This window comes from Paenibacillus sp. J31P13 (genome assembly GCF_056269295.1).
The window spans coordinates 931,551-955,787 of record NZ_JBWDNR010000001.1 but is presented as its reverse complement, the minus strand read 5'-3'; the positions used below and the strand labels follow the sequence as shown (position 1 = coordinate 955,787).

Annotated in this window: 32 protein-coding genes; 3 read left to right on the top strand and 29 right to left on the bottom strand. The window is 39.7% G+C overall.

Going from position 1 to position 24,237, the window contains the following annotated elements; genetic code table 11:
* Positions 1 to 17 precede the first annotated feature (17 nt).
* The 7 genes from AC0YOD_RS04355 to AC0YOD_RS04325 form a co-directional block, all read right to left on the bottom strand.
* Positions 18 to 284 (bottom strand): metal-sensitive transcriptional regulator, encoded by a 267-nt coding sequence (locus AC0YOD_RS04355; RefSeq protein ID WP_475797999.1) that lies wholly within the window; start codon positions 282 to 284, stop codon positions 18 to 20.
* A gap of 71 nt (positions 285 to 355) precedes the next feature.
* Positions 356 to 838: a DsrE/DsrF/DrsH-like family protein gene (locus AC0YOD_RS04350; protein ID WP_475797998.1), complete on the bottom strand. Its 483-nt coding sequence runs from the start codon at positions 836 to 838 to the stop codon at positions 356 to 358.
* 75 nt (positions 839 to 913) lie between these two features.
* On the bottom strand, positions 914 to 1,141 hold the full coding sequence (locus AC0YOD_RS04345) for a sulfurtransferase TusA family protein (RefSeq protein ID WP_475797997.1): 228 nt from the start codon (positions 1,139 to 1,141) through the stop codon (positions 914 to 916).
* 13 nt (positions 1,142 to 1,154) lie between these two features.
* A complete protein-coding gene (locus AC0YOD_RS04340; protein WP_475798364.1) occupies positions 1,155 to 2,291 on the bottom strand; it encodes an MBL fold metallo-hydrolase in 1,137 nt (378 codons plus the stop codon).
* Between the two features lie 73 nt (positions 2,292 to 2,364).
* Positions 2,365 to 2,943 (bottom strand): sulfurtransferase TusA family protein, encoded by a 579-nt coding sequence (locus AC0YOD_RS04335; RefSeq protein WP_475797996.1) that lies wholly within the window; start codon positions 2,941 to 2,943, stop codon positions 2,365 to 2,367.
* Positions 2,944 to 3,017: 74 nt separating this feature from the next.
* Positions 3,018 to 3,803 (bottom strand): sulfite exporter TauE/SafE family protein, encoded by a 786-nt coding sequence (locus AC0YOD_RS04330; protein WP_475797995.1) that lies wholly within the window; start codon positions 3,801 to 3,803, stop codon positions 3,018 to 3,020.
* A gap of 195 nt (positions 3,804 to 3,998) precedes the next feature.
* Complete coding sequence (locus AC0YOD_RS04325) at positions 3,999 to 5,579, bottom strand: MDR family MFS transporter (RefSeq protein WP_475797994.1); 1,581 nt, start codon at positions 5,577 to 5,579, stop codon at positions 3,999 to 4,001.
* A 147-nt stretch (positions 5,580 to 5,726) separates the two neighbouring features.
* On the opposite strand from AC0YOD_RS04325, the gene AC0YOD_RS04320 reads away from it, so the two are divergent.
* The gene (locus AC0YOD_RS04320) at positions 5,727 to 6,614 is read left to right on the top strand and encodes a TetR/AcrR family transcriptional regulator (RefSeq protein WP_475797993.1); all 888 of its coding nucleotides are present in this window, start codon (positions 5,727 to 5,729) and stop codon (positions 6,612 to 6,614) included.
* Between the two features lie 143 nt (positions 6,615 to 6,757).
* Here AC0YOD_RS04320 and AC0YOD_RS04315 read toward each other — a convergent pair whose 3' ends face one another.
* On the bottom strand, positions 6,758 to 7,270 hold the full coding sequence (locus AC0YOD_RS04315; RefSeq protein ID WP_475797992.1) for a GNAT family N-acetyltransferase: 513 nt from the start codon (positions 7,268 to 7,270) through the stop codon (positions 6,758 to 6,760).
* A 241-nt stretch (positions 7,271 to 7,511) separates the two neighbouring features.
* On the opposite strand from AC0YOD_RS04315, the gene AC0YOD_RS04310 reads away from it, so the two are divergent.
* Positions 7,512 to 8,645 (top strand): polysaccharide deacetylase family protein, encoded by a 1,134-nt coding sequence (locus AC0YOD_RS04310; RefSeq protein WP_475797991.1) that lies wholly within the window; start codon positions 7,512 to 7,514, stop codon positions 8,643 to 8,645.
* 33 nt (positions 8,646 to 8,678) lie between these two features.
* Here AC0YOD_RS04310 and AC0YOD_RS04305 read toward each other — a convergent pair whose 3' ends face one another.
* Together AC0YOD_RS04305 and AC0YOD_RS04300 are read right to left on the bottom strand one after the other, a co-directional pair.
* Entirely contained in the window at positions 8,679 to 8,912 is a 234-nt protein-coding gene (locus AC0YOD_RS04305) for an alpha/beta fold hydrolase (protein WP_475797990.1), read from the bottom strand.
* 127 nt (positions 8,913 to 9,039) lie between these two features.
* Entirely contained in the window at positions 9,040 to 10,596 is a 1,557-nt protein-coding gene (locus AC0YOD_RS04300) for an ABC-F family ATP-binding cassette domain-containing protein (protein WP_475797989.1), read from the bottom strand.
* A gap of 155 nt (positions 10,597 to 10,751) precedes the next feature.
* Here AC0YOD_RS04300 and AC0YOD_RS04295 point away from each other — a divergent pair, with 155 nt between their 5' ends.
* Positions 10,752 to 10,895: a hypothetical protein gene (locus AC0YOD_RS04295; protein WP_475797988.1), complete on the top strand. Its 144-nt coding sequence runs from the start codon at positions 10,752 to 10,754 to the stop codon at positions 10,893 to 10,895.
* A gap of 563 nt (positions 10,896 to 11,458) precedes the next feature.
* Here the strand turns inward: AC0YOD_RS04295 and AC0YOD_RS04290 are convergent.
* The 19 genes from AC0YOD_RS04290 to AC0YOD_RS04200 all read right to left on the bottom strand — a co-directional run bounded on the left by AC0YOD_RS04290 (position 11,459) and on the right by AC0YOD_RS04200 (position 24,186).
* Positions 11,459 to 11,971 carry an acyl-CoA thioesterase gene (locus AC0YOD_RS04290; protein WP_475797987.1) on the bottom strand — a complete coding sequence of 171 codons (513 nt, stop codon included), beginning with the start codon at positions 11,969 to 11,971 and terminating at the stop codon, positions 11,459 to 11,461.
* A gap of 3 nt (positions 11,972 to 11,974) precedes the next feature.
* Positions 11,975 to 12,940, bottom strand: a complete 966-nt coding sequence (locus tag AC0YOD_RS04285) for a nucleoside hydrolase (RefSeq protein WP_475797986.1) — start codon at positions 12,938 to 12,940, stop codon at positions 11,975 to 11,977.
* A 122-nt stretch (positions 12,941 to 13,062) separates the two neighbouring features.
* Positions 13,063 to 13,794 (bottom strand): ZIP family metal transporter, encoded by a 732-nt coding sequence (locus AC0YOD_RS04280; protein WP_475797985.1) that lies wholly within the window; start codon positions 13,792 to 13,794, stop codon positions 13,063 to 13,065.
* Positions 13,795 to 13,915: 121 nt separating this feature from the next.
* On the bottom strand, positions 13,916 to 14,719 hold the full coding sequence (locus tag AC0YOD_RS04275) for an inositol monophosphatase family protein (RefSeq protein ID WP_475797984.1): 804 nt from the start codon (positions 14,717 to 14,719) through the stop codon (positions 13,916 to 13,918).
* 55 nt (positions 14,720 to 14,774) lie between these two features.
* A complete protein-coding gene (locus AC0YOD_RS04270; protein ID WP_475797983.1) occupies positions 14,775 to 15,407 on the bottom strand; it encodes a hypothetical protein in 633 nt (210 codons plus the stop codon).
* 176 nt (positions 15,408 to 15,583) lie between these two features.
* Entirely contained in the window at positions 15,584 to 16,546 is a 963-nt protein-coding gene (locus AC0YOD_RS04265) for an ABC transporter substrate-binding protein (RefSeq protein ID WP_475797982.1), read from the bottom strand.
* Positions 16,547 to 16,692: 146 nt separating this feature from the next.
* The gene (locus tag AC0YOD_RS04260) at positions 16,693 to 17,406 is read right to left on the bottom strand and encodes an alpha/beta fold hydrolase (RefSeq protein ID WP_475797981.1); all 714 of its coding nucleotides are present in this window, start codon (positions 17,404 to 17,406) and stop codon (positions 16,693 to 16,695) included.
* A 34-nt stretch (positions 17,407 to 17,440) separates the two neighbouring features.
* Entirely contained in the window at positions 17,441 to 17,836 is a 396-nt protein-coding gene (locus AC0YOD_RS04255; protein ID WP_475797980.1) for a GNAT family N-acetyltransferase, read from the bottom strand.
* 28 nt (positions 17,837 to 17,864) lie between these two features.
* Entirely contained in the window at positions 17,865 to 18,371 is a 507-nt protein-coding gene (locus AC0YOD_RS04250) for a hypothetical protein (RefSeq protein ID WP_475797979.1), read from the bottom strand.
* A 12-nt stretch (positions 18,372 to 18,383) separates the two neighbouring features.
* The gene (locus AC0YOD_RS04245; RefSeq protein ID WP_475797978.1) at positions 18,384 to 19,058 is read right to left on the bottom strand and encodes an HAD family hydrolase; all 675 of its coding nucleotides are present in this window, start codon (positions 19,056 to 19,058) and stop codon (positions 18,384 to 18,386) included.
* Positions 19,059 to 19,178: 120 nt separating this feature from the next.
* Positions 19,179 to 19,595 carry a hypothetical protein gene (locus AC0YOD_RS04240; protein WP_475797977.1) on the bottom strand — a complete coding sequence of 139 codons (417 nt, stop codon included), beginning with the start codon at positions 19,593 to 19,595 and terminating at the stop codon, positions 19,179 to 19,181.
* The gene (locus AC0YOD_RS04235; RefSeq protein ID WP_475797976.1) at positions 19,592 to 20,308 is read right to left on the bottom strand and encodes a GH25 family lysozyme; all 717 of its coding nucleotides are present in this window, start codon (positions 20,306 to 20,308) and stop codon (positions 19,592 to 19,594) included. Before AC0YOD_RS04235 ends, AC0YOD_RS04240 begins: the two co-directional genes overlap by 4 nt.
* A gap of 15 nt (positions 20,309 to 20,323) precedes the next feature.
* A complete protein-coding gene (gene hisA / locus AC0YOD_RS04230) occupies positions 20,324 to 21,079 on the bottom strand; it encodes a phosphoribosylformimino-5-aminoimidazole carboxamide ribotide isomerase (RefSeq protein WP_475797975.1) in 756 nt (251 codons plus the stop codon).
* A gap of 111 nt (positions 21,080 to 21,190) precedes the next feature.
* A complete protein-coding gene (locus AC0YOD_RS04225; RefSeq protein ID WP_475797974.1) occupies positions 21,191 to 21,550 on the bottom strand; it encodes a GNAT family N-acetyltransferase in 360 nt (119 codons plus the stop codon).
* Between the two features lie 148 nt (positions 21,551 to 21,698).
* The gene (locus AC0YOD_RS04220; RefSeq protein ID WP_475797973.1) at positions 21,699 to 22,124 is read right to left on the bottom strand and encodes an HIT family protein; all 426 of its coding nucleotides are present in this window, start codon (positions 22,122 to 22,124) and stop codon (positions 21,699 to 21,701) included.
* A complete protein-coding gene (locus AC0YOD_RS04215) occupies positions 22,108 to 22,545 on the bottom strand; it encodes an NUDIX hydrolase (protein ID WP_475797972.1) in 438 nt (145 codons plus the stop codon). Before AC0YOD_RS04215 ends, AC0YOD_RS04220 begins: the two co-directional genes overlap by 17 nt.
* Positions 22,546 to 22,576: 31 nt before the next feature.
* Positions 22,577 to 23,098: a hypothetical protein gene (locus AC0YOD_RS04210; RefSeq protein WP_475797971.1), complete on the bottom strand. Its 522-nt coding sequence runs from the start codon at positions 23,096 to 23,098 to the stop codon at positions 22,577 to 22,579.
* The gene (locus AC0YOD_RS04205; RefSeq protein ID WP_475797970.1) at positions 23,095 to 23,703 is read right to left on the bottom strand and encodes an HD domain-containing protein; all 609 of its coding nucleotides are present in this window, start codon (positions 23,701 to 23,703) and stop codon (positions 23,095 to 23,097) included. The genes AC0YOD_RS04210 and AC0YOD_RS04205 overlap by 4 nt, the downstream gene beginning before the upstream one ends.
* A gap of 57 nt (positions 23,704 to 23,760) precedes the next feature.
* The gene (locus AC0YOD_RS04200) at positions 23,761 to 24,186 is read right to left on the bottom strand and encodes a GNAT family N-acetyltransferase (RefSeq protein WP_475797969.1); all 426 of its coding nucleotides are present in this window, start codon (positions 24,184 to 24,186) and stop codon (positions 23,761 to 23,763) included.
* Positions 24,187 to 24,237: the final 51 nt, after the last annotated feature.

The window sequence follows — 24,237 nt, the reverse complement described above, 5'->3', positions numbered from 1 at the left end:
TAGAGAAAAATCATCTGTTAGCGGCTCTTCACCAGCAGTTCGACCGCTTCTTTAACGAGCTTACTCGTATCTCCGCCAGCTTTTTGCTCTTCCAAAATACATTGCTGAAGGTTTTCTGCAACAATTTGTGCCATTGCTTTATCTGCTGCATTCCTAACAGCAGATAACTGACTCACAACATCTTTACATGACTTGCCTTCGTCCATTAAGCGAAGCACACCTCTAACTTGACCTTCAATTTTTCTTAATCTTGTTTTCATTTCATTTGTATAATTGTATTCCATTTTTCACCCTACCTTTCGTATACATGTATGGGTATATTATAACTCAAAAAAAGAGATCCATGCACCTTAGGTTAGATAAACAAGTTTACTCTGCCTTCTGATGCATCACCCAGATAAGCAGCGACACCACCATATTCTATACCGTCTCTTAACTCTGCTTCCTGTAAGCCAAGCAAATCCATCGTCATCGTACAAGCTACCATTTTAATGCCTTGCTCTTCTGCAAGCTCGATTAACTGAGGAAGGGTTAAAGCATTGTGTTTCTTAATGACATGCTTAATCATTTTCGGACCCATACCAGCCATCTGCATTTTTGACAAGCCTAATTTATTTGCGCCTCGAGGCATCATCCAACCAAATGCTTTCTCTAAAATCCCCTTATTGGTTTGGATCGGCTCATCCTTCCGAAGTGTGTTCAAGCCCCAAAATGTAAAAAAGATCGTCACTTCATGATCATAGGCTGCCGCACCATTCGCAATAATGAAGGCAGCCATTGCCTTATCATAATCTCCGCTAAAAAGTACAATTGTTGTTTTTTGTTTTGTCGTTTCCATGCCCTTATCTACTCCCCTTGGCGAAATATGTTTGGGGACGAACGAAGTTTTTAAACCCCGTTCATCCATTACCAATTAAACCTTTTTCACAAAAAACTTATAAATGCCATTTGCTTCTTCATGTTTGATAAGTTCATTTTTCGTTTGCTTAACCCATGCCTGAAAATCATTGACCGAGCCTTTATCTGTAGACAATACTTCCATTGTTTGACCGACTTGCAAGCTATCCAGTGCTTTCTTTGCTCTCACAATTGGCATAGGACAAGCTAACCCTTTTGTATCAACGATTAGATCTGTTTTCATTTTATTTCCTCCTCTAATTATCATGAACGGCACAGCGGTTTGGACCTATTTCCATTTCACGCTGTTCTTCATGGTTTGGTGTAATTTTTCCCATATTGGTTTGACGGATTTCTTGGTAAGCATTTGGCTGCTGCGGAAGATTCTTAGTCACCATACTCCTGAATTGCTGCTCATCCTCGACCTGCAAGCCAAGATTTTCGAGATAAAGATCTGATAAACGAGCGGATACAGCGCCTCTTTCATCTAACTCAGTCATTTTTCCAAAATGAGCAGGTAGAACAATTAAATCTTGTGACAGCTCTTTGTATCGCTCATACAATGTTTTCCGGAGATCACCAACCCAGTCCTCAGCCAAGCCGGCAAGATCGGGTCGTCCAATTGATTCGATGAAAAGAATATCACCAGATAATAAATATTGATCATCTATGATAAGTGATGTGCTGCCGATCGTGTGACCTGGTGAGTAAACAGGCTGTATTGAAATGATCGTATTGCCTACGGTTATGGTTTGTTTATCCTCAAGACGAGCATAATGGAATGTGACTTCTTCCGCATCCTTTGGAGGCAACCAATAAGTAGCGCCCGTTTTCTCTGCTAATGCTCTTCCGCCAGAAATATGATCTGCATGCAGATGAGTATCAATTGTGTGCTTTATCATAATCCCTTGTTCCGCTGCAAATCTTTCAAAGACCTCTGTCATTCTGAGTGTATCTACAATTGCAGCTTCTCCATTCGAGATAATCATATAGGAAAGACATCCCTTTCCTATCCGCACAAATTGATAAAGAGTGCCGCCAGCCTTCAAATCCCCTATTTTTACAGGTTCCAGATGCTCGCTCCAAGCCTTCATACCGCCTTCTAAATAATAAATGTCTTTAAGACCCGCTTCCGCAAGCTGCTCGGCTATAAATTTAGAGGAGCCTTCCTTCGCGCAAACCACAAGTATTTTTTCGTTTTTCGGAAGTTGATCAAGAATAGGCTCAACACCATCCAACAAATCAAAATAAGGAATATTAATGCTGTCTATGGCTTGCCCTTCAATTTTCCAATTGGTATAATCTGTCTCGTTGCGAACGTCTAATATAAACAGCTTTTCACGATTTATAACATGCGGCGCAAGTTTGCCAGCCGACATAGGTTGAATGTTCATTGCAGTGGTCATTTTTGTTACCTCCTGTATCCTCATGGTTATTTTTTCTATCTATTATCATTCATTTCAGCTTTTACTTCTCTGTAGGACCAGTCCAGCTCGACATGCCTGAAATAACATTTTTCACGTTCTTGAACCCTTTATCAGCTAATAACTGACAGGCTAGATCACTTCTTGAACCGGTGCGGCATATAACAAGAATCTCATCTTCTGTATTCAATTCATGAAGCCTGCTTTCTAATTCACCAAGTGGAATGGAGTATGCGCCAGGTATTCGATTGAATGCAAATTCAGCAGGCTCTCGGACATCTAATACCGTTATTTTTTCATTTTCTAAAACCTTTTGCATTAGCTCATCATTGGAAATGGTCATTGGGTATTTCTTTTCTTCTTTGATTTCGTTTGGATTTGATTTTCGTAGATAATGCTTCAGCACTTCACCATCTTCTATTGTTCCTAAGTATTGATGGCCTGTGTTTTTTGCCCAACTTTGAATATCCGCCAATGAACCTTTATCCGTAGCCTTTACCTCAATGACTTGACCTGCCTCAATAGCTTCAATTGCTTTCTTTGTTTTTATAATTGGCATTGGACAAGCTAGACCTATGCAATCCAATATTTTATCTGCATGAATGTCTGAATGTGTAGTCAATTTCACGCACCTCCGTTATTAGAATATACTCATACTCCTAGGGGTATAAAAGAGATTAAAAAAAATATCATTTATCATACTAAGATATCTAACCAAATTTTAATGACCGTCCCTGTAATGAGCAAAGCCAGCATCCATTGCAATATTTTCGTGTTAATTTTTTGTCCCATTTTCGCACCGATTGGGGAAGCGATGACACTAGCTAGCACCATTACAATGGATGGTATAAGCAGCATATGACCACCCATCACCTTACCGGCGGTTGAACCTATGGAAGCCATAAACGTAATAGCCAAGGATGATGCAATTGCGACTCGAGTTGGGATCTTCAAAATAACAAGCATGATCGGAATAATGATAAAGGCGCCAGCAGCACCAACAATTCCAGAGAGAACACCTACAATCAAAGCTGAGATCGATGCGATGCTGCCGTTAAAACTTAATTGCTTATAATCGATGTTCTCATCCCCTTTTTTGGGGAGAAACATCATAATGGCTGCAATGAGCGCCAACACCGCATAGGTTAGATTAATGTAAGAATCGGGAAGAAACTTTGACCCGTATCCTCCAATAAAGCTGCCAACAACAATCGGAATCCCCATGTAGAGCACCAGTCTTTTGTTTATCAATCCTCCTTTGCGGTAAGCAAATATACCTGCAAATGTTGCAAAAAAAACTTGTACAGCACTTATTGCGGAAACCTCTTGAGCAGAGAAAACCATAAATCCAAACGCTGGCGGGATATATAATAGCATCGGATATTTGATGATTGACCCACCAATACCGACCATTCCTGAAATAAAGGAGCCTATAAAGCCAATTGCGAATAACGTTAAAATCCAGTATATATCCAATCCCATATGCTGCTCCCTTCTATATAATATTTGAGTTCATTCTGTTTTTACCTTGAAGCTTTTTAGTTGGTGTATACGTATACCCCTATGGGTATTATAATAAACATGTAATCACACTTTGTCAAACAATAAAATAAAGGCTGCATCTCAACAGTGTTTATCTGTTGAAATACAGCCTCTTTAATTGCTATTATTGCTTTATTAATGTTCAAAACCAAGCTTTGCTTCTTTCTCACCATCTGATTTACTGTCTCGTTGAATACGTTTGTTCCCAACAAGAAGAGCTACAATAATACCGGCAGCGACGAAGATCAATCCTGTTAAAGCTACAGTCGTAAACGCTTGTGACCATGCTGTCTTAATAAAGATAAGCACTTGATCTTTGATATCAGCCGGCAACCCTACCTTGTCTGGATAAACCATCACACTATATAGGTCAACGCCGCTTGCTTGAATACCACGAACAGCTTCAACAACTGACTTATTGCTATCATCAGCTGCTAATTGATTTACATTCGAACGTAAAGTATTGTTCATGACGACGCTTAGTACTGTTACTCCGATCGTACCGCCGATAGAACGGAAGAATGTCGAAGCAGAAGTAACCGTACCAAGCTTATCTTTAGAAAATTCATTTTGAACAGCGATCATTAACGTAGGCATTACTAATCCCATACCGAGTCCTAGAATGACCATATAAACATATGCTGTCCATTGAGCAGTATCTAAGCCAAGGGTACTTAACAAATAAAAACCTACCGTAGTAATGATCATTCCAGCTGAGAGGACCACTCTGTAAGACATCCTAAGCAATAGCTGACCACCGATAACACTTGCTGCGATCAAAGCGATCATCATCGGCGTCATCGTTGAACCGGCCTTAGTCGGAGAAACGCCAAGTATGCCTTGCATAAATAATGGTACGAACATAATAGCACCAAACATACCAAGACCAAGCAGAAATCCTAGACCATTTGTTGTCGTAAATACACGATTCTTAAACAAGGATAAATCAAGCACGGGTTCCTTTGCTTTAGACTCTGCATAAAGGAATAAGATCGTGAATAGAAGCGCTCCGCCAAATATGAGATAACTCGTTGTGGATGCCCATTCGAATTTATCTCCTCCAAACGTCAATCCGAAGAGAAGTAATACGAGTGCAGGTACTAGTGTGAAAATACCAAAATAATCGATCTCTACACGATCTAGTTTCTTCACAGTTTCATTTTTCATACCCACATAGATGAAGATGGCGCAAATGATACCGAATGGCACGTTCATAAGGAAAATCCAGTGCCAGCTAACTGCATCAACGATAACACCGCCGATAAAAGGACCAATAACGGAGCTTAAACCAAAGATTGCCCCGAACACACCTTGCCATTTCGCACGCTGTTCTGCCGTAAAAATGTCCCCAATAATCGTTTGAGACAATGGCATAAGCATACCTCCGCCAATACCCTGAATAGCCCGGAAAATAACGAGCATCTCCATCGAGTTGGCAGTTGCACATAGCGCAGAACCAGTAGCAAATATAATGGCACCAATTAAGTATAATAATCTTCTTCCATACAAATCCGACAACTTACCTACAATAGGTACAACAATTGTCGAAGTAATCATATAAGCTGTTGTAACCCAAGCAAAAATCTCAAAACCTTGCAGCTCCGAAATGATGGTCGGCATCGCTGTACCTACGATTGTCTGTTCCAATGCGCTAAAGAACATCCCCATAATGAGACCGAACAGAACCAGTTTTCTATTAATCCCCTGACTTGCCACTACAAAACCTCCGATGTAATTTGACCAGTTGGTCAAATATTATGGTACAATAAACAATATATTATAAAACACACTGAAAATAGTACGGAGTTTATTATATATCCATTTGACCACATGGTCAAATTAAAAAAGAAAGGTGGCAAATCCATGGATAAGAAGACTCTTATCTTGCATTACGCATTAGAGCAATTCGCCGAAAAAGGATATCATCAAGCGACAATTCAAGGCATCGCTGATGCTGCTGGTATTGCCAAAAGCGGTATCTATTTTTATTTCAAATCCAAGGAAGAATTGGTTTACGCGGTTTTCGCACAATACCAAGATCGGATGCTCAAAAGTGTCATAGAGGCTGATGTTCGAATTGCCGCTCATCCTAAAGACGCTCTCATTCAACAAATCTTGATACAGTTTGAACAACTTTATACCCATACGAGTATCTTTGCGATTTTATCACGAGGCGAAATCGATATTAGTATAGAAATCAAAGAAATTTCAATGACGATGCGTACGAAGTTTTTCGTTTGGTTTCGCGATCAAATTATAGGTTTGTATGGCCCACACATTGAACCTCATGCATTTGATCTCTCCGTGCTTATTACATCACTCATTCGTGAATATATGGGTTTAATTGTATTGAATAATGCCAAGCTTCCCTTGCGTCAATTGTCTGAAACTATCGTAGCAAGATTAGATGATTCAGCACGAGGCATTCTAAAAAACAAAAAAGCGCCTATTGTTACGAATGAAATAATGAAGTCTATTTTTCCAGAAGCAGAAATAACGGAAGTAACGGATACAATCCGTCGTATTTATTCCAATGTTGATGCTTTGATTCAACGTTTTGATCTTTTAACTGTTGTAGAAGAAGAGCGGATCTCCATTCAAGAAGCAGCAGATGTATTAAAGGAAGAAGCGAATCAATTGAAGCCACGCCGTATTGTTTTAGAAGGAATGTTAGCATTACTGCAGGAAAAAGCCCAAGGATACGATTGGCAAGAAATCAGGGAGCTTAAGGCAATCATTTCAGAATATTGAGACTAATTACATAAATCCCATCTTCTACTAGAGAAACTCCAAATATATTATCACATCAAAAAAGCTGCTAATCCTTATTAACAGCTTTTTTATGCATATTACTAACCTCTTATCCACGCCGACAAAAGGATAAAGTCTTCTAGTTATTGAGAGTTATGTAAGCTGGAAATAGGAATCCGAGTATTACTTAATACAACCGATGTTTCGACCTGTCTTTCGGGTACGTTCCAATATTGATAAAGCAAATTCGCTTTATCATCCATAGATACTAAATGAAAGCCATTTTTTTTGTAAAACTCAATAGCCCAGATCGCTGATTCCCATGTTCCAATTAAGATTGGTTTATCTGTTAAAAGGGTCAAATGTGACAACAGCTTCGTTCCTATACCGCTTTTGCGCTGGTTTGTTCTCACATAGGCATGTCTAATTAAAGCGACATCCCCTTTATCCTGTATGCCCATAACACCTATGACTTCATTGTTTTCCTCATATGCCCAAAAAATTACCCCATCCTGCCTTTCTTGAATTAATTCAGCTTTCGTCATATAGGGCTCATGATACCTATCCTGAGGAATAACACCTTTATAGGCTTGCGCAGCGTCATTAATAATCTCATAGATTACTTCTGTATCTCCTTTATTACACAATCTGATCATAAAAAGAAGTCTCCTTCCAATCGAATAAATTTTGATCATTCATCAATCATTAAAACGAATATTAATTATCTGTAATTTTTCTCGAATTGTACCTATCAACAGTTATAACGGGTGAATGAGGAAAAAAGTTCCAATATAAATCAGACTGCTGCCTATAGATACAAACCACTTTATGGTATAATAACCTCTTATTGACTTTGATAGGTATTTGAAAAACAACTATGCTTTGTGAGGCGATGACATGTTACTAAAAACAAAATTCATTCTATTATCTCTGTTGCTGCTAAGCTCTTTTTTTGTGTTTAGCTTCTTTATCGTTCAAAGATATCATTCAAAAATACCAATCATTAATACCATGTTTAATGAATCCTCCAAAAAAGTGAAGTCTGATACTGTGATTTCACCATACGATGGATTAAAACCTGAACCTAATAATCCTAACGGAATTTATTATAAAGATCATGTTCTTGTTCTCATGTATCATGATCTCAGTCCTGACCCGAAAGATCCTGGCACATTATCCGTTTCTAATTTCGAGAAGCAGCTAGAGTTAATGAGAGATAATAATTTTCACTGGATTAATATGAGTCAATATACAAATTTCATCCTGCACTCATCCCCTGTTCCAGACAACGCAGTGCTTCTTACTTTCGACGACGGCTATGAATCATTTTACACGTATGCATATCCGCTCCTTCAGAAATACCAAGCTCCTGCGACCAATTTTCTTATTGTCAGTGCAATCGACAATCCGGAGCATGTAGGAATTCCAAAGGTGACATGGGAACAAATAAAACAGATGTATAGCAATGGTATCGAATTTTCCAGTCATACCTATGACTCACATAAGTATGCAAAGATGGATTCCACGGGTACCTCACAGATTGCAATGCTTGCAGGTCCAATTTATATGAAGGATAAGCATCGGGAGGAAACAAAGGAAGAGTACGAGCTGCGTGTTATGAATGATCTTAAACAAGCCAATGACATTCTCCAGCAGAAGCTTGGCATCAAAAATAATGTGCTCGCTTTTCCTTTTGGCGGCTTCTCTAAGACACTTCTGGACATTTGTGATCAGTTAGGAATCGATATTACACTGACCGTAAAGATGGGTTTAAACAAACCTGGACAACACAATGGTTTTCGAATAAATACGGGAGGCATGGCCAATGATCCGGCACTGCAGCTTTCCCTAATGAAACATGCTGAGAAGCAGCTCGGCAATATTCAATGGGATAAGGATGCAAAACCGCGCCAATTTTATACGATCAAATCACTGATTGTTCTAGTCATCGTCTTTGCCCTCTGGTTATGGTGTGGATCGAGGCTGCTCGCGGAGCGAAAATGTAAATGGAACTATGATCGCTCTGCCTGAATTTAACTTCTAGAAAATAACTTTGAGTTTTTCTTAAACTTTCCTGTTAAGAAATTCATGTATTCCTTGTCCTAGCTCTATAGGATTATCAAGCCACGGATAGTGCCCAGCATTAGCAATAGAAATAAAATCACTATTCGGCAGTTTATTCATAAGCTCTTTCACGTATGTAGAGGGTCTAGGATCAACTTCAAATTGCATGAAAAGCCTTGGGGCTTTATTCTGTGAAATTATTCTCGTTTTTGCTGCTTTTTCATTTAGTATCATAACAAATACACCCCTGGGAAGAAGCATCGGTTTCCAATAGGTTTTGCCGATGTCTACTTTAAGGGGTGCAGTTCAAAAGATTTAAATGGTCATGTATTTCTTAGGTCTAGCAATTGGGGTTAGAAATCTAGAATACTTTCGTAGTCCAAGACTCACAATTCCAAGTTTCTGTTACAACGTCGCGATAAAAGTCTGGTTCATGGGAAATCAGCAATATGCTGCCCTTATACGCTTGAAGCGCGCGTTTCAACTCATCCTTAGCATCAACATCCAAGTGGTTCGTAGGCTCATCGAGCACGAGTAAGTTGGTTTCATTATTGATCAGTTTGCATAGTCGTACCTTCGCCTTTTCACCACCGCTAAGCACAGCAATTTTGCTTTCAATATGCTTGGTTGTGAGTCCACATTTGGCTAATGCCGCGCGTACTTCAAATTGCGAATAAGAAGGGAATTCCTTCCATATTTCTTCGATACATGTATTGTAATTAGCATCCTTTGCTTCTTGTTCAAAATATCCGATGCTAAGATTCTCTCCACGACGTACCGTTCCCGATAACGCATTAATTTCACCAAGAATACTGCGAAGCAGCGTTGTTTTACCAATTCCGTTTGCACCAACAAGAGCGATTTTCTGACCGCGTTCCATACGCAGATCAAGTGCTCTCGACAATGGACTATCATAACCAATAACAAGATCCTTTGTCTCAAAAATCAACTTGCCGGAAGTTCTCGCATCCTTGAAGTTGAATTGCGGCTTCGGTTTTTCCTTGGCAATCTCGATAACTTCCATCTTATCGAGCTTCTTCTGTCTAGACATCGCCATATTACGTGTTGCTACACTTGCTTTATTTCTAGCTACAAAGTCCTTCAAGCCTGCAATTTCCTGCTGCTGACGCTTATAAGCTGATTCCAGCTGCTGCTTCTTCATTTCATGAACCTGTTGGAAATAATCGTAATCACCAACATAACGATTCAGCTCTTGATTTTCCATGTGATAGATCATGTTAATAACACTATTTAGGAATGGAATATCATGTGAAATAAGAATGAATGCATTCTCATACTCGTTCAGATAGCGAGTCAACCAATCAATATGCTGCTCGTCCAAATAGTTTGTAGGCTCATCCAGAAGCAGAATGTCTGGTTTCTCAAGCAATAGCTTCGCAAGCAAAACCTTAGTCCGCTGTCCACCGCTAAGATCATTTACATCTTTATCGAGCCCAATATCGGTTAAACCCAGTCCGCGGGCCGTTTCTTCAATTTTTGCATCGATCATGTAAAAATCTTGATTCGTTAGTGTATCCTGAATCGTTCCAACATCCTCAAGCATCTGCTCAAGTTCTTCTGGAGTGACGTCGCCCATTCTAGCATACATATCATTCATTTCTTGTTCCATATCGAACAGGTATTGGAAAGCACCCTTTAACACATCGCGAATCGTCATGCCTTTATTAAGCACTGCATGTTGATCTAGATAGCCTACGCGCATGCGTCTTGACCATTCTACCTTACCTTCATCGGGTTGAAGTTTGCCTGTAATAATGTTCATGAAGGTGGACTTGCCTTCGCCGTTTGCGCCAATAAGTCCAATATGTTCGCCCTTGAGTAGGCGGAATGATACATCTTTGAAAATAGCACGATCTCCAAATCCATGACTAAGTCTTTCAACGTTTAATATGCTCATGTATGACACCTTTTCTTCTTGAATTTTCTCGTTTTATTATAAGCGATAAGAGGTAAACAACTCAATGAAGAAAATTAATTATCGCTCGCTGACAAATATTTTAAAGCATCATTTCCGATAATTCGACCATCCTAAACACGCAGGAGGTGATAAACATGACGGGAAGAAACAATAAGCCAGATAATGATGGACCAGCTTCAAGTCCTTCACGACTTGATCAATTCGGTGACAAACAATCCGAGAAGTCCGAATCCAATCCGAAGAAAAATAGCAAAAAAGGCGGTTGCAGCTGTTGCTAGCCCTATTGCCGCGTCTTTAAGGTTAAAGGATTGAGCTCATTTGAAATTATATTAAATACCCATCTCATCAAAGAAAGCAGCATGAAGGATTATTCATTATAATTCATCATTCATGCTGCTTTCTTTAAGTAAAACTCTAAAAAAACAATAACAGAACATATGTTCTGAATGGGATATTTAAGCACTTTATTCCAATTCGCCACATTTCACTTTTATAACTTGTATTTTTGTCCATATTATACAAAAATAAATTAAAATCATAATTGATCATCCGAAATCTTTAAAAAAAGTGTTAATTCCGCCTTTACACGATAAGAACATATGTTCTTAATGGCTATTTCGGGCATTTTTCACCTGAAAATCCCTCTTTTTTTGGTAGAAAAACACTTTTTCCATGTTACTTGGTTTCCGTATAAACCGACTTTTGTTTCTACATAATATTAATATCATTCTAATCCTGTCTTTCCGTGGTCAATTCATCAAATCTAAACCATATATTCACAACTGAAGTTTAAAAAAAAGCTGACAGCACAGTGCTGTCAGCTTTCAGTTCTATATAAGTATCAGTCCCAAGGCTGTCTAACGGTTAGAAAACCAGCGAATTTTTTGCTCTCATCTCTTCTAAGCTTACGCATTTCCGCACGGTTAGCAGCAGTCTCGAATAGTTTGAGCTCTTCCTCTGTTTCAGGAACTACAGCTGGAACAGGAACCGGTCTACGATCCTCATCCAGTGCAACGAAAGTTAAGAAGGCAGTGGCAGCTACTTTGCGGTCACCGATTAGCAAATCTTCTTTTACAACCTTAACGAACACCTCAACAGAAGTCCGGCCAGTCCAAGTAACAAATGACTCCAAGCAAACCGAATCCGTAGGACGGATAGGGTGCAAAAAGTCGACAGAGTCTGTTGACGCTGTTACGACGGAACGTCTGCAATGCTTAGTTGCCGAAATTGATGCAATATCGTCAATGTAAGCCATTAGTTTTCCGCCAAAAAGGGTGTTTCCGTTATTTACATCTGTTGGGAATACCCGTGCTGTTTTGTAACATTTTGATTCCCGTGAATATCGTTCTTCCATTAATTATCTTTCCTCTCGTTTAAAAACAGCTAGCATTTGTGCCATAGCTTTCTCTGTATCTACGTCTAAGCAGAATTCAACAGGCCGTCCAACTGAGGAACGCACTCTGCGGTCAGTAATGACCATCCCCGCTGTGTAACCAGTTCCACAATCAATTGCAGCATTCAATGTTTCAGTGCGAACAAGCGATGGATTGATCGCAATGGCTACCGCTAATGGATCATGCATAGCGCACTCTCCGTCAAAGTCGTTAGACCATTTGTAAAAAGCGAAGTAAGGCTCTAATGAAGCCTGTAGAAAGTTGAATATTTCGCGTTTGTCGGCATCCATCTCTTGAGACAGCATTTCCATATGTGTTCTTGTCAAACGCGTTTGTTGCGTTACATCTAAACCTACTACTGTGATCGGCAGCTCTGATTCAAATACGAAGGCAGCAGCTTCAGGATCACCATATAAGTTCGCTTCACTTACAGGCGTTATATTACCAGGTACTAATACAGCACCGCCCATAATAACAACCTTTTTGAATTTGTGCGCAATGGATGGATCTAGCTGCAAAGCATGAGCCAAGTTCGTTTGTCTGCCAACTGTTACTAGAATAAGCTCTCCAGGACTTTCATTCACTTTCTGAACAATGAATTCTGGTGCGGAAATAGCTAATGGCTGCTGCTTTGAAGGCGGCAACACAGCATCACCAATTCCGTTATTCCCGTGAATGTGCGGAACTCCGCCATCAAACGAACGTTTGATCGGAGCAGCTGCACCAGCGGCTACAGGAACATCGTAACCGCAATTGGACAACTGGATCACTCTCAACGTATTGTCGGTAGCTTGTACGACATCGATATTACCGAAACCAGTCGTAATTCCCTCCACCTTGATTTCAGGTGAAAGTAATGCATATAAAATAGCCAAGGCATCATCAATGCCTGTATCTACATCAAGCAGCATCCGGTTAATCTTCGACATGTTATGAAACCCCTCTTTCTATAATTGCTCATTGTACATTGTAATCCAAGAAGTATGCAAAATCCAAGTTTAAATTTTATAATTGTTTAGGTTAACTAAAAATTAGTCCATTTCTGTAACGATTAACCAAAGAAATGGCTGATATAGATCATTACCAGCAGTCCAATTATAAATGAATACGTAGCTGATCGTTCATAACCATGCCCATGAGTCTCTGGAATCAACTCTTTGTATACGATGAACAACATCGCTCCAGAGGCAAATGCTAGACCATAGCCAATTAGAAATTCAACATAACTCGCTGTAAAATAACCAATGATTGCTGACACAACCTCCATTAATCCTGTTAACGCAACAATCAACATAATTTTCAGCTTGCTGACTTTGGAATGCATAAGGAATATAGCTAATACAAGCCCTTCCGGCATGTTCTGCGCACCAATTGCAATGGCAACCATTGGACCAAGTCCACCATTCGTGCTGGCGTAGCTGAACCCCGTACTGAGGCCTTCAGGAATGTTATGTATGAATAAGGCAAAGATGACGAGTAGTGATTTATTATCAAACGAGCTAATGCCTCGCTTCTGCTCAATATCGATATGAGGCAGATTTTTTTCAATGAGATCAAGCACGATAACGCCGACCATAAGTCCGATCGTCAAAGGGATTAATCCTGATTCCTTCAATGCCTGAGGCATCAATCCGAAGGTTGAAGCTGAAACCATAATACCTGCTGTAAAAGCAATGAGGACATCTTTCCATTTTTCGGATAAACTCTTAACAAAAAGAAGCGGCACCGCACCAAGCACCGTGGCCATCGCAGATATGAAACTTCCTATGAGTGCTTCTGTCATGTTGACACTCCTTTGTGGGTAAGCATACAGCCCATTATGATAACCTTATTATTTTACACCATTATGGGTTTTACATCCTCTAATACCTTTCAATCTCTACGCTAATAGGTTTGGAATAGCTTTATTGTGCCAAACCTTCTCTAACCATGTTAATAAAATAAGACTGATGTCTAGGATGACAGGCGATAAGATAGGGCTGTGAACGCATTCCAGTAAACGGTTTTCCTTCGTAATCGATGATCACTCCGCCAGCTTCCTTCACCATGAGCAGTCCCGAATACAGGTCCTCGCCTTCCGAGTTATACACGATAATGCCATCCAAGTCACCACGAGCAAGCATACACCATTGCAGAGTAGGCGCCCAGAGTCGCATCATCCGCTTTGTATTCACGTCTATGTAGTGTCTTAATGCTACAGCCCTTTGTTCATTTTGAACGGCATGTCCTTGAATCCAGCCTACTCTAGCATTAGTGAAGTCCTTTGCTTTGTTTATTGATATCTCGTGTGTATTGCAAAGAGCACCTTCTCCTTCACTTGCAACATAGAGTCGGTCTGTCATCGGTTCATAGATTACCGCAAGCACTGGGCTGCGCTCATATAATAATGTAATAGAAATCCCGAATAACGGCATGCCGATTGCGAAGTTATTCGTCCCATCAAGCGGATCAACAAGCCACATCCAATCGCTCTTATTTTGGTTTTCTCCAAATTCTTCCGATCTAATATGATGGTCTGGGAATATACGATTGATCTTATTCAAAATAATTTGCTCTGCCAGCAGATCCACTTCCGTAACGATGTCGCCGTGATCATCCTTCTCATCATAGGAATCCAGTGTATCAAAACGCTCTCTTGTTAATCTTCCCGCTTCATATGCAGCAGCAATCGCAACTTCTTTGGCTATCTCTCTGATTCTCTGATCCATTGATTTATAACCCCCCGCTCATATTTAATTGAACAACTTATTTTAGAAGCCATTCCTACCTCAATCTTCGCTTATAACAAAACCATGATTTGAAAATGGACTCCTTACTTGAATGGATAGATACCTTCTCAAGAAGAGGGAAATCCTGAATGGTTACCGAAAGGCAATAACTCGGATGAACCGGCTCCTTGCTAATCCATTCATCGAAATAAATACCGCTATGCCTGTCTCTTATAAAGGTAAGATCCGATAAGAAGTATATATATCCGTCAGTCCAAGGTTCAGCTTCCATCGTTTGCTTCGTCAATGAGAAGAAGTAATAGCTTTCACCTTCATTAGCGATACGAAAACATCCATTTCTAAAATTCCCATGCAGTTTGCTTCTATTAAATACAGCATAAAAAACAGGCCAGATCGCGTCCTTCGTGCCAAATACTGCTTCCACATATTTACCGTTAAACAGGGTTTGTTTCCTTGTCTCGAATTGTTCAATAGAAGGATGATTGGTTCCGTGAGCAATGAGTTTTTTCTGTTCACACATATAAGCAATAAATCGAAATTTAGGATACATGCAATCATAATCGATGAGTCCTTTATTCTTGCTCGCTTGTTCCATTATACGGTCATATTCTTTTATTTCCTCTTGTTGTATGGATATTGAGGGCATTTGAATAAAAAACTTCTTCATAAAAAAAGAATACACGCTCACTCTTTTCTTCTCCTTTACTCTCAACATAGAGGAAACTGAAATCAACCTTCCATCATTATACAGGCGTTTATAAAGTTGCGTAAGGGATGCAATAGAAAAAAAGACTGCACCTCAGCGAATCGCCTGAAGTACAGTCTCTCTTAATTGACAGCTTATTACTTAACCATGCTGCCTAGAATATCATCAATCATTTTGGTATTAGCAATGGCACCTGAATACAACCAGCTTCCTGTGCTTGGGTATTCATATACTTTACCATTTTTAACAGCTGCAATGGATTGCCAGATCGGATCTTTAAGCGCTTCTGAGCCTGTTGCTTGATCACTGTTAACGAGGAAAATATGATCAGCGTCTAGCTCTGCTAATTTCTCTAGTGGAATTGGGTTCCAGTTGCCTGTACCCGTAGCTGAAATCTCTTTAACAACATCTGGAACTTTCAGACCCAAGTCATTGTAAAGAACAGAACCGCTGGATAATTTGTCGCTTACAATAAAGAAGGTTTTTCCTACGAGCCAAATTGCTGCAGCAGATTCATCCTTTGCTGCGGCTTGTAATTTTTCTTTTGCATCCTTCGCTTTTGCCTCGTAAGTATCAATAGCGCTTTGCGCTTCTTTATCCTTACCTAGCAATTCACCGATTTTCAGCAAAGATTTACGCCAGTCAGCATTAATATCATCACCTAAAGTGTATGTAGGTGCGATCTTTGAGTATTGTGCGTATTTCTCACCCTCAACATTGCTGTTATAGGCCATAATAATAAGATCAGGTGTAAAGCTTGTTACGGCTTCGAATGGAAGATCGTAAGCAATAGTTGGGATATCTTTTAACGAATCTTGCAAATAATCCTGTATCCCATTTGGTACTGACCATTGCGCTACTGGTTTAATGCCAAGCGTAACCAAGTGATCCTCTAAATAGGATGCGAGAATACGCTGCGGATTTGCTGGAATAGTCACTTCGTTGCCAAGCGCATCCGTTACCTTTTTTTCTGCTTGAACTTCTGGTTTCGGATCTTTATTCTCATTAGTATTATTGCCGCCACATGCCGCTAACCCCATCGTCATGATCATTAAGCTAATGAATACTAATGCAATTTTCTTTTTGTTGCGATTAAACAAAATAATTCCTCCTATTTGCCTTATGTACTTAAATAGGAAGCGGAGTCTCATCCACTTCTAAAGTCAAATAATGATAACAATTATCATTATCAATGTCAACTGGAAAATGATGAGCGACTTGAACCTCACAGCCGCTCATCATTCCATTATATATGAGATAAATATTCCTTTATAGCCTGATACAGCTCTTCTCTCTCTGTTTCCCTAATATCATGTGATGAATTCGGAAAATCACGTACAGAGAGGTGAGTGAACAGCTGATGAAATTGATCGATGTCACTCTCATGAATCAGGGAGCCTTCCAGTAAGCCTCGAATAACTAATACTGGAATCTCAAGCTTAGCATGAAGCAGAATACCTGAAGATTCTCTGTATATTCCCTTCACCGCTTGCTGTCTAATGTACTTATTCCTGCCAGTGGGAATCAAATACTCATTAATATATTTTTCAGCCCATTCCAGAGACATCTGTTTATGCTCTGCAGGATAGTCCTGAATAATAAGCGAGAGTAAGCGGTTCTGATTGGTCTGAGCATAGCCGAGTGCATAGGAGACGCCTCTAGAATTGCCCATCAGATGGAATTTTCCAATCCCTGATTCTTGAATCACTGCTTCCAAATCGCCAACATGATCCGCGAGATCATAATTCGTTCGCGGCGTATCACTTCTACCCCTTCCACGGAAAGAAAGAGCAATAGCTCTTCGAGGCAATAAATAGGTAAGCAGATCCTCATACTCTTCCGCGGTTTCCGATAGTCCCGGACACAGAATAATGGGTGCAAGCTGCTGATCCGCCTTTTGAATCGAGTCAATATAATGAATATTAACATCCTGATTTGTCGCTAAGCCAGATAAATACATGGTCGAACCTCCTTGGTGAAAACCAGACACTGATTTATCTTTCTCGAGCTATAAGATAACACTTATCAGAGTGACTAAATCCGATGCGAGGATAGTATTCAACAGCAGTTGGAGCCGAAAGCAGGACCAAAGATACTTCAGGGCCTAGTGACTCTCTTACGTGCTCAACTAATTGCTTGCCTATGCCAAGTCTCTGATAGTCATGATCAACTGCAAGATCAGATAAATAGCAGCAATAAGCATAATCTGTTATGCCGCGAGCGACACCTACTATTCGATCATTATCCCAGGCACTTATAATTATATCTGCATGATCAATCATTTTTTGCAATCGTTTTAGATCATGAAAAGGACGTTTTATTCCAGAAGCTTGAAACACCTGTGATAATGCAGCTGCAGTCAATCCCGTGTCATTTTTATATGTAATCATGACCCATCACCTCACCCTTTTTTTATCCTTAATCAGTTAGGACAAGGAAATCTTCTGTATGCTCTCTAATGTAAGCATTCATTGAAGCTATTGTCTCATTTGCAATTGGAATATATCTCACGTAAATGTCTGACGTTTCAGAAAGCAGCTCTTCATCCCCATCCAGGTCAGATGCCAGAGCTTGTCTCCAAGTTCCATCCTCTAGTCTATTTTTCTCTTGCACAAGCTTCTCCATTTCATCACAAATTGCGATGTACTTCTCCTGCCCGTAGAAAGAAACGCCATCCTTTAGGGCAGCCCAGCCTTTTAACTCAGTAATAAAATAGGATGAAAACCAATAGAACTCAGCTAAGGTTTTTGTATGATTGTGAAAGGCATAAAACATGTATAATCCCTTCTGTCCTTCATTCAACTCCTTATACGCATCAAGCTTCGCAGCCTGATCCTTCCCTCTCAATGAGGTCAGTGTATCCTCAACGCATAACCAGGATAACCGCGCATTCTCTAACTCTCTCTCCTTTAAACCAACTCTCATACCCTCATCCTCTCAAAATATGTTCAGCAGCTCGCTGATTTGATTAATCTGATAGAGCGGTTTTGCCGTTAGATCATCCCGCCACGGCTGATTCACCTTCATCCATACCGTACTCATACCGACTTGCGAAGCACCCTCGATATCGTTAACCGGGTGATCACCAACATATATACATTGCTCTGGACTTACATCCAACTGAGTCAGCATACTATTAAATATGCGGCTATCCGGTTTTTTAAAACCCGCTTCCTCTGAAACAATAATAGAATGGAATTGCTCTCTAATGCCAAGGCGATCGATTTTTCCATATTGTATCGCATTTCTTCCATTTGTGATCAGTGCTATTTTGTACCGATTTCGGAATTGGTTGATAACTTCCAAAGCCCCATCCATTAGCACTGCACTCTTCACATATTCTTCTTTGTAAAAGTTCATTAGCTCTTCATGATCTGGTTTGTACAGCCAAGATAATTGCTCCAGCAGCTCTTGGAAAAGTATTCTCTTATCTTTATATCCGTCTTCATCCAGCTCAACTATTAACGCTATAATTTCTTGATGTGAATCCAAATGCTCAAAGTAGCGGGCTGCAAAAGAATGCGCAAATGCTTGGAAAGTGCTTGTTCGATCTAATAACGTGTTATCCAAATCGAAAATAATCGCTTTTATATTTGTATGCGAATTCTTCATTTGATCCCCTCCCTTTCATCAGTTCCATTATTATACAGCTATAGCGGTTAATGGGGAAGTGTTAGTTTCCAATTGAAAAATAAAAAGCCGTTCGCAAAAACGGCTTTTTACTAATATAGGTTACTTATGTCTGGAAATAAACGAAGTAATGGGCTGGAAAAGCTCCTCGCGTTCCCAAATGATTTTAAATCCACGCAAAAGCACTTCTGCGAAGGTCTCATCAAATGGCTCATTAAGCCAATTCTCTTCGACAATCCCATACTCTGCTTCTAAACCATTCACATAGAGAATGCGCAAGGATAGAAGTGATCCCCATTCATCCTTGGTCGCTTGCTCAATTGGATTAAATGGAAAGCTATTAAGTATGGCATCAAATGTTTTGGACTTCTTGTCCGAGATGATAATAAAATTCATATCCGATTCTTCTTCATCCTCGTCGCTTGCACAAGGGCCAACTAATGCAATCCCCGCTATATGGGACTGATCGCCTGCCCATTTTAAAAATTGATATAATAATGCATAGTGATCCGTTCTCATAGCTGCTGTGCCCCCACATACCTCTTATCAAATTGCGCCTGATTGCCATCAAAAACATTAATATCTACATAAGCATCAATGCCCTTAACTCTGCCTCGATTGCAATATTGCCAAAATTCCCAATCCCTCTTCCCCTTCAGAGTTGGGTATTTTACAATATCACGAATCCAAATTTCATAATCCTCGAATCCATTTGCCACATAGTTATTGTAGGTATCATAAGTTACATACAAAATGGGCTTCTTATGATAGAACGATTCAAGCTTGTCACTCATCGCTTTTAACTCTTTTTGAATGACTGCAGCATCATGTGTTAATGCTATCTCGATGTCAATGACAGGCGGCATACTTGTCTCTTCACTTGGAACAATAGAAATAAAATGCTCTGCCTGCTCTTCACCTTTACTCCTTGTAGAGAAAAAATGATAGGCGCCAACCAGTAATCCGTTGTCCTTGGCCTGCTGCCAATTTGTCTGAAAGGTATCATCTGTATAATCATGACCTTCTGTAGCTTTCATATAAACGAACTGATAATTCTTAGAATCCGCAACTGTCTTCCAGTCTATATTCCCCTGATAATGGGAAACATCCAGTCCTCTAACCTTATATTTCATAGCAAAAACACTATTATGCCAAATCAGACCTTTATACTCTAAAAAACCGAGCAACAGAACTAGCGAAACTAGAATCATAACCGTTTTTTTGAATCGCATGGATCACGCTCGCTTTTATAATTGTTTTTGCCTGCTATAAGCTACAACCTCTTCGTACGAGAGATTACCGCCAAAAATATCAAGCGCGCTGCCTATCGTAAGGTCTAATTTCCCATTAGACAACTTGTCGAATTGTTCCATATCCGCTAGGGATCTCGCGCCGCCGGCATACGTTGTTGGAATGGTTACCCAGCCTGCAAGCGCACTGACCAAGCTCTCTTGAATACCACGCTGCTTGCCTTCCACATCGACAGCATGGACAAGAAATTCATTACAATATTGCTCAAGATATTGAATATTTTCTTGATTCACTTCAAAATCGCTGTATTGCTTCCATTGATTCGTTACGACAAACCATTTGCCATCCTTCTCTTTGCAGCTTAAATCAATAACAAGACGATCTACGCCTACTTCAGCTACCATTTTCGCCAAATGCTCCTCATTTAGCTTACCGTCTTTGAAAATGTATGACGTCACAATTACATGAGAAGCGCCATGCTCCAAATAGGAAGCTGCGTTATCTGCTGTAATGCCTCCGCCAATTTGCAAGCCGCCTCGATATTGTTGCAGCGCACTGATCGCAGCATTCTCATTCCCGCTGCCAAGCATAATGACATGACCGCCAGTCAAACGATCTTGTTTGAACAGCTCAGCGTAATGGGCTGAATCATGCTTCGATACAAAGTTTTCTATAATTTCTGTATTAAGCGTTTCACCAACAATTTGTTTTACTTTTCCATCATGCAAATCTATACAAGGTCTGAATTTCAACGTGATTCCTCTATTCTGTAATTTTCTATGTAAGAACTCTTATAAGAAAAATACCCTATAATGACTGCACAAGCAACCGTTCTGCTCATTTATTAGACTATGTATTCGGAACTAAAGCTTCATGTTGCGTAAATAATCTGGTATTCTTCTCATCATACGCTCCCGATCCGCTTCAAACTCATATTGCTCGTACAGCTCATGTGCATCCTTTGTTCCTAATAATCCTAGCAAATCCTTCAGTTCATCGGACGTGGTCAAGCTCTCCACAAGCTTCTTTCCAATTCCCTGACCCCGATATGCTTCATCAATAATGACATCACATAACCAATACATCGTAGCATGATCCGTTACGACTCTAGCAAAACCCACTTGCTTGCCGCTTTCAACATACACGCCATAACAAATGGAATTTTGAATCGACTTTTCTACTTTAGCCTCAGATCTTTTGTTCGCCCAATAAGAATTCGACAATAACTGTTTTATGGTCTCGATTTGCAATAAGCTACTATCATCACTAATTAGAAATTGTTTAAAAGGAATATGCACGAAAGGTCACCGCTTCCTTATCAATAATAATGATTACTTCACTTCAAAAAACTACTTCAATTAAAGAGAGCCATTATTGTGAAAGACCTGCTATCAATCTTTGCTTCGTATCCGCCAGCCTTGAGCCAGCACCATGGTCTAGAATAGGCTCTGACCAAGTAAAACCATCATCGGCATAGCGCGGAATAATATGCATATGATAATGATTAAGGTCGTTAAATATACCGCCATTTTGACAGATCGTAATACCATCCGGTTGGTAGACCTTTTTTATCACCCGTGTCATTCTCACAGATGCATCCATAATAGCGCTTAATGTGGTGTCCGTGATTTCATCGACATCAAGATAGTGTTCTTTCGGTAAAATGAGAACATGCCCTTCATTAAAAGGAGCAATGTCTAGGACGCATGTAATGAAGTCATCCTCATAGACAATATGAACATCTATAAGCCTATTCGCTATTTTACACCCTAAACATTCACTATCCATTTTTATCATCTCCACCGTTCTCGTAATTAAATTCTACACAGAATGGATGAGAACCCGAATCTAAACATTTCTCAATTCTCTCTTTGAAATTTTTCCAAGTTACTAATTTTAAAGCCTCTTCTATTTTAAAAAATCCAACCTCTAATGCCTCTTCCGTTACCATAGGAACGCCACTCACATGTTTAGCAAGAAATAAAGTATTGCAAATGCTGTTGCCCACATTCTGAAATATTCCGCAAAATTTTATGATCTCTATATCAATTCCCGCTTCTTCCTTCGTCTCTCTTATCGCAGCACAAGCAAGCGACTCCCCTTCCTCCACTTGCCCTCCTGGCATTTCCCAGCCTCTTCTTGGACCTTTAATAAGCAATATTTCATTGTTGTCATTCAAAATAATAGCCGCAGCTGAAATAATATGCTTGGGTGTCATCAAAGGATAATCTCCTATTCGATTTATTTTGTTAATACTGTCTATCCCGAAGGTCCTTATCCTCAAAATAAATTTGAATGTAATCAATCGTTTCTTTGCCAGTCAATTGTACCACCCACTCCCCATTGGTAAAATGCTTTGACGTGTTATTTTCAAATCCAGCTATTGCGAGCTTATGCTCGGATGCTTCAATGGGGTCCCCGATCTTAACATCAAATATACTGTAATTGGTATTCGTGAACTGAATAGAACTAATCGATCCATATAAATCATGATCGGAGTCGCCTGCTATACCAATTTTAATGGCTTTCTCTTTATATTTCCGAAAATGACCGCCAAAGCCTTCTTGATACTCGCCTTTTCCCCAAGCTTTGATCAATTCAGCTTCATCCATTCCAAAATAGATCTCATCAGCCGAAAAATTATCGTTAAATGCTACAACGGAAAGTGATTTTTCTTTACTCAGCATAAACATCAAGAAAATAAAAGCAAGTATAAGTCCTATAATCCCAATTGTAGAATATAGCTTTTTGGATCTAGCTCTTGCATTCATTCTATTTCTCCGTTCATCTCCAACACAAATCTTTCAAGAAATGCGAATTGAAATAGTTCTTTTTGATGGAATATCTCCCTGGATAGCTCATAATTCAAGCTCTTACGTGAAGCTTCTAGGTAGTTCTTATGTTCTTCACTTTCCCAGTGCTGGATAGAATCAAAAACATTCCCTTCCTCATGCGCTTGATATTGAAAGTTCAACCATACCTCCATGGAGCCAAAATGATCAAGAACATCAGCATCTTGCACAATTTTAATGTAAAACGGTAGATCCTTTTGCAATCTAGTATTATGTAATAAAATAATTTCGGAAATAAGCTCTAGCTCTTCTGCTGTGCATTCATTTGCTAGAAGTGACTTTACTAGATGAGCACCTGTAACAGCATGAGGCTCAATGCCTTTGGTTACATCATGGAAGAGTGCGGCTGCATAGATGACATCATCTTTGGTCGCATCATCTGGGAATAATCGTTTTCTTAAATGGATGGATAGCTTGGCTACTCTGTGTGTATGGTAGTAAACAAAGCCTTTTTCTCTTTGAAGATGTGATTTTCGTTTGCCCATTGCTTTATAAGCAATTTCATGAATCTTCTCTCTATTCATTTTTCATTCCCCCCAATCATTCACATTGTTATAGCACGTTAAACTCTAGAAGCTCAGCTACATATTCCTCTGAAAATGATGAGCGGTGATATCCATTTTACGATTCAGATAAAATCTGTGGGCATCATAGCGCTGCGTACCTGAGTCCAGATGGAATTGCTGACATCCAGCGTTTTCTGCCTCCCTTTCGAGCCAGTCAAATAGAAGTTTGGCGTATCCTTTGGATCGACTGTTTTGGTCTGTGATCAGATCATCCACATACAGAAACTTCCCCCATGCTAGTGACTCAGTTATTCTAAACCCTGCTGCGGCTTTCACTTGCCCCTCATCCACAACACTCACTAATGTATAGCCAAATTGAGTCTGAAAATTTTTGATTTTTTCTACATATTGCTCCTCCAGAAGGTGTGGACGTAATTGTTTTAGCAATGAAAAAGTCTCATTTATTTCAGAATCCAATTTCATTATTTTCACTTCAGCCATATGGATAACCCCCAGTATTTTAAAAAAACAAATGTTAGATTCTCGGATTAT